The 16283-nt window shown below is 53.0% G+C and carries 28 protein-coding genes and 1 pseudogene; 18 read left to right on the top strand and 11 right to left on the bottom strand.

Annotated elements, in window-relative coordinates; genetic code table 11:
• Positions 1-32 precede the first annotated feature (32 nt).
• The 4 genes from M0R33_RS07185 to M0R33_RS07200 all read right to left on the bottom strand — a co-directional run bounded on the left by M0R33_RS07185 (position 33) and on the right by M0R33_RS07200 (position 2770).
• A complete protein-coding gene (locus M0R33_RS07185; protein WP_292567111.1) occupies positions 33-308 on the bottom strand; it encodes an AAA family ATPase in 276 nt (91 codons plus the stop codon).
• Entirely contained in the window at positions 283-948 is a 666-nt protein-coding gene (locus tag M0R33_RS07190; RefSeq protein ID WP_292567113.1) for an ABC-three component system middle component 1, read from the bottom strand. The genes M0R33_RS07185 and M0R33_RS07190 overlap by 26 nt, the downstream gene beginning before the upstream one ends.
• Positions 938-2158 (bottom strand): ABC-three component system protein, encoded by a 1221-nt coding sequence (locus M0R33_RS07195; RefSeq protein ID WP_292567115.1) that lies wholly within the window; start codon positions 2156-2158, stop codon positions 938-940. The genes M0R33_RS07190 and M0R33_RS07195 overlap by 11 nt, the downstream gene beginning before the upstream one ends.
• Before the next feature lie 423 nt (positions 2159-2581).
• Positions 2582-2770: a DNA-binding protein gene (locus M0R33_RS07200; protein ID WP_292567118.1), complete on the bottom strand. Its 189-nt coding sequence runs from the start codon at positions 2768-2770 to the stop codon at positions 2582-2584.
• 88 nt (positions 2771-2858) lie between these two features.
• On the opposite strand from M0R33_RS07200, the gene M0R33_RS07205 reads away from it, so the two are divergent.
• The 3 genes from M0R33_RS07205 to M0R33_RS07215 are packed head-to-tail and all read left to right on the top strand — an operon-like array spanning position 2859 to position 4226.
• On the top strand, positions 2859-3233 hold the full coding sequence (locus tag M0R33_RS07205; protein WP_292567121.1) for a helix-turn-helix domain-containing protein: 375 nt from the start codon (positions 2859-2861) through the stop codon (positions 3231-3233).
• Entirely contained in the window at positions 3226-3777 is a 552-nt protein-coding gene (locus M0R33_RS07210; RefSeq protein ID WP_292567124.1) for a hypothetical protein, read from the top strand. Before M0R33_RS07205 ends, M0R33_RS07210 begins: the two co-directional genes overlap by 8 nt.
• The gene (locus M0R33_RS07215; RefSeq protein WP_292567127.1) at positions 3774-4226 is read left to right on the top strand and encodes a hypothetical protein; all 453 of its coding nucleotides are present in this window, start codon (positions 3774-3776) and stop codon (positions 4224-4226) included. The genes M0R33_RS07210 and M0R33_RS07215 overlap by 4 nt, the downstream gene beginning before the upstream one ends.
• A gap of 41 nt (positions 4227-4267) precedes the next feature.
• Here M0R33_RS07215 and M0R33_RS07220 read toward each other — a convergent pair whose 3' ends face one another.
• The 6 genes from M0R33_RS07220 to M0R33_RS07245 form a co-directional block, all read right to left on the bottom strand.
• The gene (locus tag M0R33_RS07220) at positions 4268-4423 is read right to left on the bottom strand and encodes a hypothetical protein (RefSeq protein WP_292567129.1); all 156 of its coding nucleotides are present in this window, start codon (positions 4421-4423) and stop codon (positions 4268-4270) included.
• A gap of 105 nt (positions 4424-4528) precedes the next feature.
• Entirely contained in the window at positions 4529-4714 is a 186-nt protein-coding gene (locus tag M0R33_RS07225) for a hypothetical protein (protein ID WP_292567132.1), read from the bottom strand.
• Positions 4715-4728: 14 nt separating this feature from the next.
• Positions 4729-4932, bottom strand: a complete 204-nt coding sequence (locus M0R33_RS07230) for a hypothetical protein (RefSeq protein WP_292567135.1) — start codon at positions 4930-4932, stop codon at positions 4729-4731.
• Positions 4929-5624 (bottom strand): DUF2786 domain-containing protein, encoded by a 696-nt coding sequence (locus M0R33_RS07235; protein ID WP_292567138.1) that lies wholly within the window; start codon positions 5622-5624, stop codon positions 4929-4931. Before M0R33_RS07235 ends, M0R33_RS07230 begins: the two co-directional genes overlap by 4 nt.
• The gene (locus M0R33_RS07240) at positions 5621-5830 is read right to left on the bottom strand and encodes a hypothetical protein (RefSeq protein WP_292567141.1); all 210 of its coding nucleotides are present in this window, start codon (positions 5828-5830) and stop codon (positions 5621-5623) included. The genes M0R33_RS07235 and M0R33_RS07240 overlap by 4 nt, the downstream gene beginning before the upstream one ends.
• A gap of 2 nt (positions 5831-5832) precedes the next feature.
• Positions 5833-6336, bottom strand: a complete 504-nt coding sequence (locus tag M0R33_RS07245) for a hypothetical protein (protein WP_292567144.1) — start codon at positions 6334-6336, stop codon at positions 5833-5835.
• Positions 6337-6487: 151 nt separating this feature from the next.
• Between M0R33_RS07245 and M0R33_RS07250 the strand changes: the two genes are divergently transcribed.
• The 15 genes and pseudogenes from M0R33_RS07250 to M0R33_RS07320 form a co-directional block, all read left to right on the top strand.
• On the top strand, positions 6488-6829 hold the full coding sequence (locus M0R33_RS07250) for a putative holin (RefSeq protein WP_292567146.1): 342 nt from the start codon (positions 6488-6490) through the stop codon (positions 6827-6829).
• Positions 6829-7473, top strand: coding sequence for a lytic transglycosylase domain-containing protein (locus M0R33_RS07255; RefSeq protein WP_292567149.1), 645 nt, complete (start codon positions 6829-6831; stop codon positions 7471-7473). Before M0R33_RS07250 ends, M0R33_RS07255 begins: the two co-directional genes overlap by 1 nt.
• Positions 7470-7784, top strand: coding sequence for a DUF4406 domain-containing protein (locus tag M0R33_RS07260; protein WP_292567152.1), 315 nt, complete (start codon positions 7470-7472; stop codon positions 7782-7784). Before M0R33_RS07255 ends, M0R33_RS07260 begins: the two co-directional genes overlap by 4 nt.
• Positions 7781-8293: a hypothetical protein gene (locus M0R33_RS07265; RefSeq protein WP_292567155.1), complete on the top strand. Its 513-nt coding sequence runs from the start codon at positions 7781-7783 to the stop codon at positions 8291-8293. Before M0R33_RS07260 ends, M0R33_RS07265 begins: the two co-directional genes overlap by 4 nt.
• Complete coding sequence (locus tag M0R33_RS07270; RefSeq protein WP_292567157.1) at positions 8274-8603, top strand: hypothetical protein; 330 nt, start codon at positions 8274-8276, stop codon at positions 8601-8603. The genes M0R33_RS07265 and M0R33_RS07270 overlap by 20 nt, the downstream gene beginning before the upstream one ends.
• A complete protein-coding gene (locus M0R33_RS07275; RefSeq protein WP_292567159.1) occupies positions 8603-9097 on the top strand; it encodes a DUF1804 family protein in 495 nt (164 codons plus the stop codon). The genes M0R33_RS07270 and M0R33_RS07275 overlap by 1 nt, the downstream gene beginning before the upstream one ends.
• 125 nt (positions 9098-9222) lie before the next feature.
• A complete protein-coding gene (gene terL / locus M0R33_RS07280) occupies positions 9223-10917 on the top strand; it encodes a phage terminase large subunit (protein ID WP_292567162.1) in 1695 nt (564 codons plus the stop codon).
• Positions 10907-11089 carry a hypothetical protein gene (locus M0R33_RS07285; protein ID WP_292567164.1) on the top strand — a complete coding sequence of 61 codons (183 nt, stop codon included), beginning with the start codon at positions 10907-10909 and terminating at the stop codon, positions 11087-11089. Before terL ends, M0R33_RS07285 begins: the two co-directional genes overlap by 11 nt.
• Positions 11090-11190: 101 nt before the next feature.
• Positions 11191-11517 carry a hypothetical protein gene (locus M0R33_RS07290; protein WP_292567166.1) on the top strand — a complete coding sequence of 109 codons (327 nt, stop codon included), beginning with the start codon at positions 11191-11193 and terminating at the stop codon, positions 11515-11517.
• Positions 11507-11701: a hypothetical protein gene (locus tag M0R33_RS07295; protein ID WP_292567169.1), complete on the top strand. Its 195-nt coding sequence runs from the start codon at positions 11507-11509 to the stop codon at positions 11699-11701. Before M0R33_RS07290 ends, M0R33_RS07295 begins: the two co-directional genes overlap by 11 nt.
• A 2-nt stretch (positions 11702-11703) precedes the next feature.
• Positions 11704-13314, top strand: a complete 1611-nt coding sequence (locus M0R33_RS07300) for a DUF935 family protein (RefSeq protein WP_292567171.1) — start codon at positions 11704-11706, stop codon at positions 13312-13314.
• Entirely contained in the window at positions 13311-13637 is a 327-nt protein-coding gene (locus tag M0R33_RS07305) for a hypothetical protein (RefSeq protein ID WP_292567174.1), read from the top strand. Before M0R33_RS07300 ends, M0R33_RS07305 begins: the two co-directional genes overlap by 4 nt.
• Positions 13627-14922, top strand: coding sequence for a PBECR2 nuclease fold domain-containing protein (locus tag M0R33_RS07310; protein WP_292567176.1), 1296 nt, complete (start codon positions 13627-13629; stop codon positions 14920-14922). The genes M0R33_RS07305 and M0R33_RS07310 overlap by 11 nt, the downstream gene beginning before the upstream one ends.
• A gap of 102 nt (positions 14923-15024) precedes the next feature.
• Positions 15025-15546 (top strand): phage virion morphogenesis protein, encoded by a 522-nt coding sequence (locus M0R33_RS07315; protein WP_292567179.1) that lies wholly within the window; start codon positions 15025-15027, stop codon positions 15544-15546.
• Between the two features lie 194 nt (positions 15547-15740).
• Positions 15741-15940, top strand: a pseudogene (locus M0R33_RS07320) (IS21 family transposase); the annotation flags it as partial.
• Between the two features lie 88 nt (positions 15941-16028).
• Here the strand turns inward: M0R33_RS07320 and M0R33_RS07325 are convergent.
• A partial coding sequence (locus M0R33_RS07325) for a hypothetical protein (RefSeq protein WP_292567182.1) occupies positions 16029-16283 on the bottom strand: 255 nt, incomplete at its 5' end.

Below are 16283 nucleotides of genomic sequence, written 5' to 3' on the forward strand. Positions count from 1 at the left end.
CTAGAACGAGCCTGCGATCACCGTCCACGAATTCAATTTTGATTGACAGGTCCTTTCTTGCCGGAGCGCGTATTCCAGAGCAGGTTGTCATCATAATTGCTTTTGTTTTTTGTCATCAAGGTCGTAAAGAGATTAAATATCCTCTTGATCTGACCTGTAAGTAACAACTCAACGGCATCAAAAATGCTGGTCTTTCCATACCCGTTCGGCCCGTCGAGAGTCAACAGAGATGAAGTACCCAGATCTAAATCGATGTGTTTGAAAGCTTTGAAGCTATAAATTTCAATTCGAGTTATTTTCCAGCTCATTGGAAATCAGTTCCTTGATCAATTCGTCTACGTTAGTTGCAGTGAGTTTCTGAATGGTTTTGTATGTTGCGTCGAGTTCCGCTTCAGCCACTGCTTCGGCTGCTTGCAGGCGCAAGGACACGAGCTCCCCTCGCGTAAATGGGAGCTCAAGGAAGGGAAGTTTGATGAAGATTTTTGCCGCCACACTGTACTGCGTGGCTGCCAGTGGATCATTCTTGTAGTTGCTGAACTGGCTCTTGTCCGAGATAGTAGCCACGAGCTTCCCAAAGGAATAATCTTGGATCGCGCTCGCTTCGGTGTCGCTGTAGTACAGAATATATTTTTTGAAGAAGTGAGGATCCTCTTCGATCGCGAATATCTGCTCTTCGTGGTCTTTGAACTCAGCCAGGTTGTTCAGGTGATGAATGCAGATTAAATCACAGTTCTTCTTGAACGTTGGGTGGCTGAGGAACGAATCAGGAGCCGACTGGTTAATGGCAGCGTTCAGCTCGGCGGGGCTGGAAAACTTGTCCAGTTTATGCAGGATCGCAAACCTGATCGCTGAACCGGATTCACGGATGTAGAAGCTCGTGAGATCAGTCTGATGCTCTCTTGTGAAGTCATGAGCGATAAGCGCCTCATCAATAATCTTATTTATCATTCAGCTGAGCCTCTGCATCTTCTTTGGTCATTATGCTTAAGCAAAATGATTTGGTGATATTGCTGTCAATGTGGTCTTTAACTTCTTGATCGGTCAGGTCGTCGGGATCGGTGTATTTGGTATTGATAACGAAAGATTTCGTAGCTCTGTAGGCAATGAGGTGGTTATACTCGAATAGAAGTTTGAGTAGATCTCCGTTGCTTTCCATTTCTCCCAGTAAGTCGGATGTGCAGCCTTCGTGGTCATCAAGCGAGGGCAGATCTAGTGCAGTTGGCAGGTAAAATCGCTTTTCCCCATCAAGGTAGTGGGGTAATTCTTTAAGTATCGGCTCAATATTCATAGCCTCAATTAGTCCGGAATAACGCCTGATATCCGCCTTTTGAATACTTGAAAACCGTTCTGAGGGTTTCATTAGCTGGCAGAGTGCTTTCATTTTGCTGGCATCTGTAATGCGAATATGCTCAAAGAGACGGCGTGCCCTGGCGTACGTTGCATCACTCATGCCGAGTAAAGCTTGATCAAGTCTGTATTCAAGATAGCTGCACAGCTTGGCTTTCAAATCGACAGCATAATACTCAGTGCTGTTATATGGATTTTTGGTGAAAATATCTTCTAACAAGCTTTGTGCCGTAATCCGATTTTCGTAAGCAGCTTTGTTGGCCTTTTCACGATCATCCTGCACAAGACGATGTATTTCTACTGCCTTGGTGCTTATTTTTTCGGATAGAAGACAATAGTTGTAATTCAACAAGTCCTGGCTCATCGTAATAGAACGACTAGCGCAGATCTGCATGATGACGTCTTTTGTCAGTCCTTCGATTTCGCCCAAGCCGCAATATTTATTATTGCCGTAGGCGTAGAACTGAACGATCTCTCCATTTTTTCCGATGTAATCGTCAGTATCGTTAAGTTGAACGGATACATGAAAGTAACGCGAAATCCCCTTGGTTCGGTCAAACTCGATAGCAGAAGATTTCTCTAGGGCTTCAGTGTACCCACTACGATATTCGCCAATTTTGGCTTTCACTTGATGGGCGCTAGTCACAACGCCATTCTTATAAATAGCGAAATCGTCAGTGCTATCTAATTGAAGCTCGAAATTCTCGTCACCTTGACTGATCAGTTTGAGAGAATGGTAAAGCGCAATTTTTCCCTGGTAGACATAGCCGCTCCACGTTGACACGGCGGTAGCTGGATAATTATTATCCATGTCGTTACTCACCTGGCGCACCCCACTAATCGTATATTTCAATTAAATATTATATCGATATCGGCGTTTTTACATAAATCGAATCAGACGAACACCACGAAACCTCAGTCGTGACTGATGCTACGGCGGTGCCTGATAGCGACAAAAACCGGTAAATTGATTTAATATGGACTGTACATGGCGTTGTTGCTTACATTGTTCGACCGCGACCAGGTCAGCTATGACTGGCAGCACTATATACCGTTGCTGGAAGTGTGAGCAACTTTGGAATGCGAATAGTCCTTGATAGCTTTTGTAACGCTGAGATTGGCCGTACATTTGCGACTGGCATGATGGTATTGCCACCAATATTGATACCGTTCGCTCTAATCATGTCGTCAGTGATCTTCATGTATAATTTCCTTTGCAGTTGTTCGGTATTGGTTATTGCGCTTTTGGAACAGGCTTAACGCCCAATGCTTTGGCGGCTTTGAAGGATTTGCCGCGCAAGGCCGGGGTGCGGCCGTTGAGAATGCGGTACACCAAATCGCGTGGATAACCGTTCTGGTCAGCCCATTGGCCAGGGCATTCGCCGTTTTCGGCAAACTGTTGTTTTCTTTCTGCTGGGGTCATGTTTGGCTCCTTTTTTGATTCTTTGTAATGTCCATTAAAAGGACATGTGTCATTCTAATGGACTTTTATAAACAGTCAAGAGAAATCCATGAATTTTTTTGAAGAAGCCACGCTGAGGCTGAAGCAGCAACTCAAAGTCACGGAAGATAAAGAGGCCGCAGAGCTACTGGGCTTGAATGCGAGCGCATGGGCGAAGCGTAAAAAGCGAGAAAGCTTCCCCACCAAGGAAGTTTTTGCCTTAGCGACGCAACGCCCCGAACTAGGCCTAGACCCGGATTGGATAGTGACCGGAACCAGCCTGAAAACCGAAATCGAAGGCAATGAGGAGCTGAGCTTGTTGCAGTGTTACCGCATGATGAACAGCCACAACCAATACCAACTGCGGCAGATTGCTCTGTTATGGTCTGGTGTCATGGAATTGAAAGCCACACCACCCACCAACCAAGGAGATGATGATGGGTGATTTCGGCCCTATACTGAATGAGCATTTCCGCCTAAATGATGAGCTAGACAGTTTATTGCGCGAGCACTCTCACCAGGCGGCGGCTGACGTAGCCAGGCGATTAGTGGAAATTGCCGATCAGACATACCACGAGCTCGTAAGGGTTAGCACGGTAGGCATTCGAACCGAATCCGGATTCATCAAGAGAGCGGGTGGACCTGGATTTCATGCCGGCTATAACTACCTCTGTCACACTGGGTATATCGTTGGTGTCTGCGGCGCGGAAGAAGCCATCGCCCATTGCGAACAAGCGGGTCGCCAACGATGGGATGGTGAATGGAAACAACGGATTCGCGATATTAAAGCCCATGAAAAGCTAATAATGACAATTAAATCAATCATCAATGAAACACCAGGAATCATTCAATCCGACATGTTGAAACAATATCTGGATATTGATTCCTTAACGCTTTATTACGCTGCTATGCGCGGAGAGATCGTTCGTATAAAAAAAGGACGTAGCTATGCGCTGACACTACCCACTAATGAAGGAGAAACGGAATGAAAAGGTTATTAGTCATCGCGCTGCTATTGATGCCCGCACTAGCTAGCGCAGATGAGGCGGCTGCTAAAGAATCGCCGGCCTATGGAAAGATCAGTTACAAAGATGCGAGAGCGCTTTACGATCAGTTAAAGCAACCGGTTTGGGATACCGGCCTTTTCAATAAGAAAAGCTTTCAAGAAAGACTGGCCTATATGGAACAGTCTAAAAAGCTGGAACAGAAACTTGAAGTCTTTGGTGTGCCAAGTCAATGCCGAAGCGCTGGAATAACGCGAACCGTGTACATTCGGTCATTAATTTTCTTTGCTGATGCCAATGAAGGCCGCTCTAACATTCGCGACTTCAAGGACTTGACCGACCCCATGTATAACGCCTTTGCCTTCGGCGACCATGTCAATGGTTGTTATGACGAAGTCGAAGTGTTGGACGTAAACAATCTGCCAAAAAAATAAGCGGATGAGGGGCCATCCCGCGTGGGCATTGCATGCCCACCCTACGTCAGCCGCCTAACCGCATAGCGGCTGGTGATAAACTTGGCACCGTCTTCAAATTCGACCAGCGCCGAATTCATCGTGCCGGTCGCCAATACCCGGCAGCGGCTGCCGAAACGCTCCGGCAGGTATTTCTTCCAGCGCCATTTATGCGTCATGGCGTTTTTGCCAGCGTTCCGCCAGCCATTCGATGGCGGCGACAATGGCTGCTACTATCAATGCCGAGCCGCTAAACAGCGGCCTTTTCATTACTGCTTGCATGCTTATCTCCTATCGGCGGGCGGCGGCATGTCGCCTTTCGGTAACTTCAACATCGCCCGCCAAACCCGGTTGAAAAAGCGCGGATCGGCGGTGACTTTGTGCCATTGGGTGCCGCCGCGCGATTCGTAAAACGCTTTGATGCGCTGGTAATTGTTTTCAGCTCGGGTTTTCCAGTCAGGCGCTGGCACGGTTGTTCCATTTTTCAACCATCATTTTTTCGGTGCATGCGTACAAGGGTTGAATGCGATGCACCAGAAAATGTCACATCTATGTTTGCCGGACACACTGAACATTTGATGATGAGACGATGGCGGTTTAGGCCGATGCGCTCGATGGTTTCACCCACATCAGCGCTGCCGCCGCAGAATGGGCATGCAAGCAATTGGGATGGTTCTATTTTTTTCATCGTGCCCCCAATAACGCCCCGCGCTTAGCCTGCACCGGCTTGTGCAGCGATACGTCTTCCGCCGCTTTGTAGCCGGCGGCGCTGGCTTGCCAGTCGTTGTTTTGTTTGGCGACCGCACCGGCGCGGGTATCGGCTTTTAAGCCGGCGGCATAGCGCTTTTGTTTGTACGCGTCTATGGCGACTTTTTCGCTTTCGTTGCCGGCAAAGGCGTTGACCTGCTCGCCAATGCGATACACCCAGGCTTCGCAAAACAGGTCTGCCTTGCGGATGCGGTTAGCGCGTTTGTAGCGTTTAAGGGTAGCGCTGTAAGCCGTTCTATCTTTTGCCAGTTGGCGGCGCAGCACATCGAAGGTGTAGGCGGCCAATTCCGGTTTAATGCCCAGGCCAAAGAAGTTGGCACAGGTGTTTTCCATCAAAAAGCCGCGATGAAATACCCCGCCGCAGCCGAAGGCTTCCGCAATGACATTGGCCAAGTGACTCAGATACACAGGCGGCCTGTATGGGCTACCTATATCCGCGCTTTTTTCATGCACATCCGCCGCCGCCACCTCACCGCTGGTGAGGTTGTATTTCTTCATCAGCGCGTCGGCCTGGCGTTTGGCGGCTGCTGCTTCGCCGGGGTTGTCGCTGGTGGCTAGCGCCAAGCACTTGGCGATTTTGGTGGCGATCTTTTTTAGTTCGGCATTAGTCATGGTGCAAATCCTCCCGGCATTACCACCCACACCGTTACGCACGGCAACAGGTTGATGCACAGCCGTTTGTTATAGGCGGAACAATGCACACCGATCCACAAAGAGCCAGGGCGGAACAGCCAGCCTGCTCGCCAGTTTTGCACAGGCGGCCTATCCGGCGCTAATTCGGCATGTTGCCTGGGTTGTGCGGGTCTGGTCACTCTCATGGTTATTCTGCGGATGTTTTGATACGAATGGTGGCGGTGTATTTGCAGCGGCCGAGTTTGGCACCGAACAGCGACCAGCCGATGAACACTTCGATCTCTTTGCGGCCGATGCGAATAAAGCGGCGCAGTAGCCAATAGCCGTGCGGGTCTACCCAGAACGGTTTGCTGTTTTCGGCGGCAAAGTGGCGGATAGTCCACGCGAATTCCTCGATACACCCCAATAGCATGTAATTGGCACGGTTGCCGCCGTTGCGCCATAGCCATTGAATACGGTTCCAGGTGCTCAAGGGGGCGCTACCGAGTTTGATGTGTTCGGTTTTCCAGCCGTCGTCGCCGGACAGGTCGTTGTCGATGGTTTCCAGCCAGCGGAATGGCCAGCGTAGGTGGCGTTTGTCTTTGCGGCTGAACAGCAATACAGCGACTGGGGCCAGCGGGTAGCGGGCCAACGTGATGAGCAGGTGAATGGGCAACAGCAACAGCCATTGCAGGATGCGTAGGATCAACATGAGATTTCCTGATGTGGTTTTTGGGTGCGGTCACTGTACAAAGCACACTGCATCCTGTCTGCGCTGGAAACGTTTCCAGACTCACCAAACCTCGCGCGCGCGCGTAATCTGCAGTCTCCGTAAGGCATTTTTTTACCTGGAGATTGATCTCATGAAATTACCAAGATTGACTGTCTGGCTGGTGATTGCAGCCATTTTATTGTTTACGATTTTAATGCTGTATCCGCAGCAGATCGGCGTTGCCGTGTTTAAGGTTTCGCTGGTGGCGACTGCCGGCGTGGTTGGGTATTACCTGGACCGCTCGATTTTCCCGTATGCGCGGCCGGATGGGTATTTGGCGGAGATACCTCTGAATCGTTACAAGGCGGTGAAAGGTCAACAAGAAGCAGATTTTAGAGTAAACGACGGCTATCACCTGGTGTTTGCCCTGGCGATGATCCGGCGAGCCGTGATTGTGGGATTTGCTATGCTGGCTGTTGGATTGGGTGCGTAATGAAGCGCCGCCAACAACAGGAAAATCCGGGGTATTTGATATCCGGTGTCACGGTTGCGCTGATCCTGTTGGCGATGCTGGTGGGGTCGTGTACTGCACACGCCGCACCAGCCATGCCGCACGCCGCCAGCCATTACCGTGCCGATTTAACCCGTATCGCCCATGCCGAATGGGGCCTGGATGCACCCGTGGCTGTGTTTGCCGCGCAGATTCATCAAGAGTCTGCCTGGCGTCCGCAGGCGGTTAGCCGCGTCGGAGCAGTGGGCATGGCACAATTTATGCCGGCTACTGCGCGTTGGTGGTGCGGTCGTTTGGGGCTGGCGGCTATCGAGTGCCAGCCGACCAATCCGCACTGGGCCATGCGCTCTTTAGTGGGGTATGACCGTTGGTTGTATGCCCGTGTGAATGGCGATTCTGAGTTCGATTTAGTATGGGCGGCACTGCGATCGTATAACGGCGGCCTGGGGCATTGGTTGAACGAGGCCAGAAACGCGGGTTCGTATCAGCGCGCGGCGGTGGACCGCGCTTGCGGATCGGCTCGCCGGGCCGCTGTGCATTGCCGTGAGAACCTAGGGTATCCCCGGCGCATTCTGCTAACCCTGCAACCTCTTTACACCGCTTGGGGTGGGGAGGTTGCACCATGACACGGCCAGGACAGGATCGCATCTATTTGGCCGGCCCGATGAGCGGGATTGCCGACTTTAATTACCCCGCGTTTAACCACGCCGCCGAGCAGTTGCGCGCCAAGGGCTTTGTGGTGGAAAACCCAGCGGAAAACACGCCGCCCATCTGCAACAGTTGGCCGGGTTATATGCGGATTGCGCTGCGGCAGATGCTGACCTGCGACATGGTGGTGTTTTTGCCGGGCTGGCGGCAGTCAAAAGGCGCACAGCTGGAACGGCAAGTGGCCAACCGGCTGTCGATACCGGTGTTTGAAATTGCGGAGGTGTTATGAATCCGTTAGCGATTGCCGGTTTGATCGGGGCGCTGGCCGGGGCTGGCGGCGGCTGGTTTTTTACCGGGCTGTATTTCGACGCCGAAATCGCCGCCATCAAAAACGACCAACTCAGCAAAGAAAACGTGGCACTGGTCACCTATCAAGACCTTTACATCCAGGAAGTGGCGCGGGGCGATACATTATCCGCGTCGTTATCCGCCACCGAAGACCAGTTATCTAAACGCACCCAGGAGGTGAAACATGCCGTGCAAAAAGCTACTACCGGCCGCGCTTGCCTTAACAGCGCTACTGTCCGGGTGCTCAACCACACCGAAGCGGCCGCCGCCGGCGCCGTGCCCGAAACCGCCGAGCCATCTGCTGCGGAAAGTGCCGCCGTTGCCACCGATACCGACGTCGCCGGCTGGATCGGCAACGCCCAAGGCTATTACGACACCTGCCGAGCCCGGCTAAATACATTAATCGATTTTGAAGAAGGGAGACCCGCCGATGAGCGAGAACAACACTAACGACATGACAGCGGTCGCCCAGGCCATCGGCCAATTAAGCGGCGAACTGCGGGTGATGCACCAAAGCCTGACCGCCGCCATTGAGGTGATCCGGGACGATTTGCGACGGATCGAGAACAGCTCTCACGACCGCATGGACAAGATGGAGAACAACCTGAACCACCGCATCGACGGTATCGGGGTACGGGTGACGGCGCTGGAGGCGGAAGACAAGCGGCTGATTGAAAAAGTGGCCGGCCTGTCCGCATTGGGCGGCACAATTGGCGGGGCGTTGGCCGCCGCTGCTGTTGAACTGATTAAGCGCATGTAATGGCACACTCTCAGGATACCCGCGACCACGTCCGCCGCTTATATATAGAAGGCATGCCTCTAACGGGTGCATGTATTGCAGCGGCTGTTAGCTATGACACTGGGCGAGCTTGGAAAACAGCGGCACAAAAAAAAGGCGATGACTGGGACACTGCGCGGGCGGCGTATCGGATTAGCGACCAGGGCATTGATGATTTGAATCTGCAGCTGGTTGAGGATTTTGCCCGCCAAGTGATCACCACCACGCGTGAGCTGGAAAACGCACCGATTCCGGCGGCGGAAAAAGCCCAGCTATTAGCGCAATTGGCCGATGCCTATGCCAAGTTTAGCAAGGCGTTTGCCAGGGTTAATCCGCAGTTCAGCGGGTTGTCGGTGGCATTAGATACATTGCGGATTGTGGCTGATGAGTTACGCCAGCGCGATCCGGCGGCACTAAGGGCTTTGCAGCCGCATTTTGAGGATATTGGGGCGGTTTTGGGGAAGCGGTATGGCTGATTTGAATTTTTTCCCTGGTTCCCACGCGCTGCGTGGTAATCATGATGTACCGCGCTGCGGTGCCATGATGCCGCAGCGCGACCAAGCCATACATTCCCACGCGGCGCGCGGGAACGAGGCGAATCATGGCTGAATCCATCGACATTCAAGAAGTCAAAAACTGGCGGGAGTTTGAAAAAGAACTGGCGCTGCTAGGCGAGCAGATTCGTCAGCAAATCGAAATGGAGTGTGAGGCGTTTGCCACCGATCCGGCGGCGAGTCGTGAGCGGCGTGAGCGCGCTTGGCACGATTACGGTTTTTTCTGCAAAACCTATTTCCCGCATTATGTGCCGACGCCGCATTTCAGCGCGTTTCACCAGTTTATTTTCGAGCGATTCCCTCAGTGCATCGATAGCGATGTAGACGCTCGCGAAGTGCACCAAGCCCCGCGCGGCGAGGCCAAATCGACCTATGAAACCCAGCTAGGTTCCTTATGGTGCATCGTTACCGGTCGCAAGCACATGATCGGCATCATCATGAACACCGAGGAACAGGCGGCGGAGATGCTGGAAAGCATCAAGGCCGAGCTTGATACTAATCCGCGCCTGGCGATGGACTTTCCGGACGCCTGCGGACGGGGTCGGGTGTGGCAGGCGACGACGGCCATCACCGCCAACAACATCAAGGTTCGCATCGGCGGCACGGGTAAGAAAATACGGGGTATGAAGCACGGCCCGCACCGGCCTGACCTGATATTTTTGGACGACTTGGAAAACGACGAGAACGTCAAAGACAAGAGCCAGCGCGACAAGGTGCAAAAGTATGTACTCAGCGCGGTGCTAGGCTTGGCGGGTCCAAGTGGCGGCATGGATGTGTTTTGGGTGGGTACCAGTTTGCATTATGACGCGGCCATTAATCGCGTTAGCCGTGCACCGGGTTGGCGGCGTCGGATATTCCGCTCGATTCTGAAATGGCCGGATCGGATGGATTTGTGGGACCAGTGGGAAGCGCTATACACCCGCAGCGGCGACGATGACGAGAAGGAACAGTTTGAAGCCGAGGCGCTGGCATTCTACAAAAAGCGCAAGAAAGCCATGGATGCCGGCGCAGTGTGCAGTTGGCCTGAGGTGCGGCCGCTGTACCGCTTGATGTGTATGCGGGCGATTAACCACGACTCGTTTTCTCAAGAGCAGCAAAACGAGGCCGGTAACGATGAGAATGCGCCGTTTAAGGACATCACCTTTTGGGTTGATCGGTTGGCGGATTGGGTGTTTTTCGGTTCGATCGACCCGTCGTTAGGCAAGAAAGGCACCGTTAAAGGCGACCCGTCGGCGATTTTGGTCGGTGGTTTGAATCGTAAATCTATGGTGCTGGATGTGGTGGAAGCCGATATCGCCCGCCGTGTGCCGGATTTGATCATCAGCCGGGCGATTGATTTGCAGGCTGAATATAACTGTTTGTCCTGGGCGGTGGAAACCGTGCAGTTCCAGGCATTTTTGCATAGCGAGTTGATCAAACGCGCGGCATTGATGGGGATTGCGTTTCCAGGCATTCCAGTGGTGCCGGATACCGACAAGGCGCTGCGTATTATTAGCCTACAGCCGCATGTCAATAATGCGCTGATTCGGTTACACCGTAGCCAAAGTACGCTGATCGAGCAGTTGAGGTTCTGGCCGGAAGCGGACCACGACGATGGGCCGGACGCGTTGGAGATGCTGTGGCAGATCGCCAAACAGTTTGGCGGCGAGTTTGAATATACATCGGCGGGCGGAGGGCGCGGTAAGCGCCGCTCTACCAGCCGCCGGAGTGCTGATTATGATGAGGATTGGGATGATGATTGATAATTCAGAAAAATTAAATGCCCTGTTGGACGAAATGTCCGACCTATGCGAACACTGGAAACGGTGGCGCAATGATAAAGGGCATACACCCGCTGGTGTCGGTGCGGCCCTGGTAATTCTCGCTCAAGAAGTAGCGACGTATGTCGCGCAGTTAGAGGCGCAAAATGATTAAACAAGCCAAAGCCGCGCTAGCCAAACTTACACAGGTCAGTAAAAAAGGCCTCGAAACCCTGCAAGCTGGCGCACGATCTACGCAAAGCGGCGCATTGAATTATGCCAGTGTCAACACGTTGGACCCGACTCGTCTGGCAGCGGCATTTGCGCAGGCTGACCAGGGATGGATTACCGAATCAGCCTGCAGCCGCAATCAACAACGGGCTGATCCGGTTGCACCGCAGCCAGTCCACGCTGATCGAGCAATTGAAGTTCTGGCCGGAAGCCGACCACGACGACGACGGCCCTGATGCACTGGAAATGCTGTGGCAAATCGCCAAACAGTTTGGCGGTGAATTTAGGTATGAATCGGCGGGACAAAGCCGCAATAAACGGCGTTCAACGAGTCGTCGAACGCGTGATGATGAGGGTTGGGATGATGATTGAAGATGATGCGTTGTTGGAATATGAGGTTAGTTGCAGCAAAACCGATGTATCGGATACACGAATTTCGTGTGCAACATTCAAGGTTGGGCTGTACGCCGTGAATGAAGCCGAAGTACGTCAGATCATGGCCGAAGAAGAGCCGGATTTGACGATTGATAGCATCAAGTTAATTGGGCCAGCATAACCATGATTAAACAAGCCAAAGCCGCGCTAGCCAAACTCACCCAGGTCAGTAAAAAAGGCCTGGAAACCCTGCAGGCCGGCGCACGATCTACGCAAAGCGGGGCGCTGAATTATGCCAGCGTCAATACATTAGACCCGACCCGGTTGGCGGCGGCATTTGCGCAGGCTGACCAGGGATGGATTACCGACCAGGCGACGCTATTCGAGTTGGTGGAGGAGCAGGACCCGCACATTTTTGCCGAGCTAAGCAAGCGCCGGCGGGCGGTTACGGGGTTAGAGTGGGATTTGCATCCGAAAGAGGATGCCACGCAAGCCGAGATTGACCGCACTAAAGAGCTAAAGGATATGCTGTGCCAGATCAAAGGCATTAACGATGCTGCGCCAAGAAAATATCAAAGTTTTTCCGACATTCAATACGACCTGACGGACGCGATTGGTAAAGGGCTGTCGATGCAGGAGATCGAGTGGCGTACCGGCGCGGAGTGGGTGCCGGCGGCCTTGCACTGGGTACCGCAGCGCGAGTTTGAGATTAATATCAAGACCGGCGAATTGTTATACCGCAAGGATAGCAAGCCTGAATCGCTGCGGCCCTGGGGCTGGGTGGTGCATGAGCATAGGGCTAAGTCCGGCTACATTGAGCAAGCGGCGCTGTTCCGCGTGCTGGCATGGACGTATGCCTATAAGGCCTACAACGTGCGCGACATGCAGCGCTTCCTCGAAGTTTATGGCATGCCGCTGCGGCTGGGTAAGTATCCCAGCGGATTGGGCAAAAAAGAGCGCGATGAGTTGTTACGGGCGGTGCGCAATATCGGTAACGATGGTGCCGGCATTGTGCCGAGCACGATGGCTATCGATTTTGTGACGCAGACTAATTCCGGCAACGTCGCCGACTTTTTAAATGCGGTCGCGTATTGGGAGAAAAAGCAGTCGATTGCGATTTTGGGCAGCACGCTAACTAGCCAAGCCGACGGCAAATCGAGCACCAATGCGTTGGGTAAAATCCACAACGAGGTGCGGCGCGAGATTATGCTGCACGATGTGCAACAGATCGCGCCGACGATTAACCGCGATATCATCAGGCCGATTGTGTTGTTGAACGGCATGTTCACAGAATACCGCATGCCGGAATACCGCTATGACACTGCCGACGAGGTGGATCAACAGGCGTTGGTGGATGTGTTGGAGAAAGGCGCGGCCATGGGCCTGGAGATCGATGTCGATTGGGCACATCGAGCCTTGCAGATTCCACGGGCCGGCGACAAGGCCAAGCTTTTGACGGTATCCGGTAAGGCTCAGGCTCAGAATCAGGCCGGCGCAGCGTTGACCCGGCCTGCCGTGAGCGCAGTAGAACGGTTGGCGGCGTTGGCCAAGCAACACCAGGACAGCGATATCGTCGGCAACTACGCGCAACAATTGGCGGCACTATGCATGCCGCACGAAGAGGCGGCAATTCAGCAGATTGCGGCGGTGGTGGCCGAGGCCGGGTCGTTCGAGGATGCGATTGCCGGGATGGAGGCGTTGAATTTAAGCGGTTCCGCCTGGGCGGAGTCGCTGCAGTTGGGGATGGCGGCGGCGCATTTGGCAGGACGCGGCGATATAGGTACCGGTAAATGAGCACCGTGCATATCGAGATAAAACAAGCCGTTGTCCGCCGCTATGCGGATGGTCTGAGTTACGATGCTGGCGACCCGTTTAATTTAGTGTGCACACTGGACTTTATAGGTCGTGGTGAGGTGCAGATGGGTGCCGATTTGGCTGTGCCTGGTCATCCCATTACCCGTGCTGATTTGCGCGAATTGCGCCGACAGTTAACCACTGATTTCCGTGCCAAGCGCGTGTATTGCTGGCGGTTGAAAGGCCTGTCGCCGCCATTTCGCGGGCGGGTTATTCGCGAGGAAGGGCCTTTGGCGTATTGGGAGATGCCGATTGAAGCCTGAAAAATTGCCGTTTAAAGAAGCGATAGACTTTTATAAGGCCAAAATCCAGCTGCCAACCGCCAGTTGGACGGATATTTGGCAGCAACAACACAGCCATGCCTTTGTGGTGGCCGGCGCCGCGCACGATGCGCTGGTCGAGGACTTCTATAACGCCATTTACGACGCCAAGCAGAACGGCGGCGGGTACGATGATTTTCGCCAGCGCTTCGACGATATAGTAGCAAAGCATGGCTGGAGCTATAACGGATCGGCGGGTTGGCGCAGTAAGATCATCTACGATACTAATATCAATCAGTCTTACAACGCCGGGCGTTGGCAACAAATTCAAGCCGTCAAGCACTTGCGGCCCTATCTGGAATACGACCATACCTCTATCGAGCACCCTCGCCTGGAGCATAAGTTATGGGACCGCCTGATTTTTTCTGTGGATGATCCGATAGTCGATGTGATATCGCCGCAAAACGGCTGGGGATGCAAGTGCAGATGGAATTCTTTGTCTCAATACGAGGCAGAGCAGGCATGGACAGCTAAAGGCATGTCTGGTCCTGACAATTTGCAACTGGAATGGGAAACCAAAACGGTCGGCAGCAAAGGTGCGTCGCCGCGCACTGTGCAGGTGCCGAAGGGTATCGATCCGGGTTTTGCGTATAACCCCGGCAAGGCGTATTTGGAACCGCTGACGGTGCCGCCATTGACGGGCTACGATGCGGTGCTGAAGCAGCGCGATAAGCCTTGGCCGACCGGTTTCACGGCGCCTGACATGCCGAAACCGACTAAGGTGTCGCCCAACATTTTGCTGTCTGCCGATATCGCACCGGAGGTGGCTGTTGCCGAGTTTTTGTCTATTTTCGGCGCGACGATGGAGGAAGGCGCGGCGTTTACTGACTTGGTCGGCAGTTCTTTGGCGATAACCAAAACGTTGTTTCACGACGGTACCGGCGAATTTAAGTGGCTGGCGAAGCCTGAAAAGGCGGGCCGTATGCAATATGCCAACTTGCTGGCCATGACGCTGTTGGAGCCCGATGAAATTTGGTGGCAATGGGAGGAAGACCGTTGGTGGTCTAACCAAAACCCTGATCAACCCAAACGTTGGCGCTTGAAAAGGCGGTATCTACGAGCTTATGAGGTTGAGGGAACCGGGGAGTTTGCGATATCGGTATTTGAGTGGGGTAGAACCGGCTGGTTTGGTTCAACAGCATTCATGGCTGAACCCAGTAGCGCTAAGCAGCGGCTGAAATATTTCGACAAGCAGCGCTTGGGCAGGCTGTTGTTTAAGAAATCATGACCGGTTGGTGCTGTAGAACCGATCTGTGGGTTTGGTTGGGTCTGCCGTACAGTCGGCCTGTCTCCTATCGCCACGGTTTCATTATATATAAAGGTGGGGATTATGCAATTTGAGATCGAACTGGAGTCTAGTCATCTTAATCGCATTTTGGAAGCGGCCAGACGGGAGATAGCCTCGCCCGATGAGATGCTGGGCAGTATAGGCGAATCGTTGTTGCGGGCGAATAGGCAGCGCCACGAAAAAGGCGTCGATCCTGACGGTAATGAGTGGAAGAAACTATCTGATTTAACACTGGCGCAAGGCGACCGCAAAGGCGGACCTCTGAAAAAAACAGGTCGTATGTTGGCAAGTTTGAATTATCAGGTAGCCGACGAAACGTTGATATTGGGTTTTGATGGTGCACGTGATGCGACGTTGGCAGCACTACACCAAGCCGGCACCGATCCATATGTTATTAAGCCGCGTACTAAAAAAGCGCTGGCGTTTGCCGGTATCGTGCGGCGACGGGTCAATCATCCAGGGTTACCAAAACGGGAGCTGATCGGCTTCCCGGATACGGATAAAGATTTGGTGGAGCACGTAACGATAGATCATCTCACAAGCGTTTTAAACCGCATTCGATGATGTAATAAAAGGCGTTTAAACACTGATTAATCCCTATTTTGCAACGCTATTTTTCCAATTAATTACCGGCAGTTTCCGCTATTTCATCCCTATACTGTCCGGAATTCAAGAATTATATGCCTAAGCCTGAATCCCGCGAATTACGTGGGTTTTCGGGCGAAATTTTGTGTTGTTAACTGTCCGTTTTCTCCCCCCTCCCTACTCTGGAGCGCAAGCCGGGAGCGTTACGCAATGGTGCGCCGTTTGCCGAGATGCCGTCGCCATTGTTGCTTTGCAGCGTGCATTGCGTAAGCGCCCCGGCGGCGACCGGGTGCTGGCTGAGGTGCTGGCGTGCGTACCGGTTCACGGCCTGGACGTTGTCATCGCCGCTGTCAATCGATGCCTGGAATCCGGGCATATCCAGCAATGGGTATCTCTACCGCGACAATCGGTCGGTTGCAACAATTCGGCCCAGTGAGATTGTTAATGAAGCGGCCATTCCATCACAAACACACCACATTCACGTGCTTGCCAAAAACCTCCTGCACCGTCGGAATCAAATGGTCATGGTGGCTCAGGAAGATAACTTGGGTTTGTTCTGACAATGCCTTAAGTGCTTCAAAGCCCGCTTTTGATCGGTCATCATCGTAGTTGATAAATAGATCGTCGGCGACGAAGGGCAACGGCATGGCCTGTTCCAGGTGCATTTCCAGGGCCGCCAGTCGAAGTGCCAGATAAAGCTGATCTCGTATGCCGTC

The sequence above is a fragment of the Methylomonas sp. genome (assembly GCF_023228165.1).
GTDB lineage: Bacteria > Pseudomonadota > Gammaproteobacteria > Methylococcales > Methylomonadaceae > Methylomonas.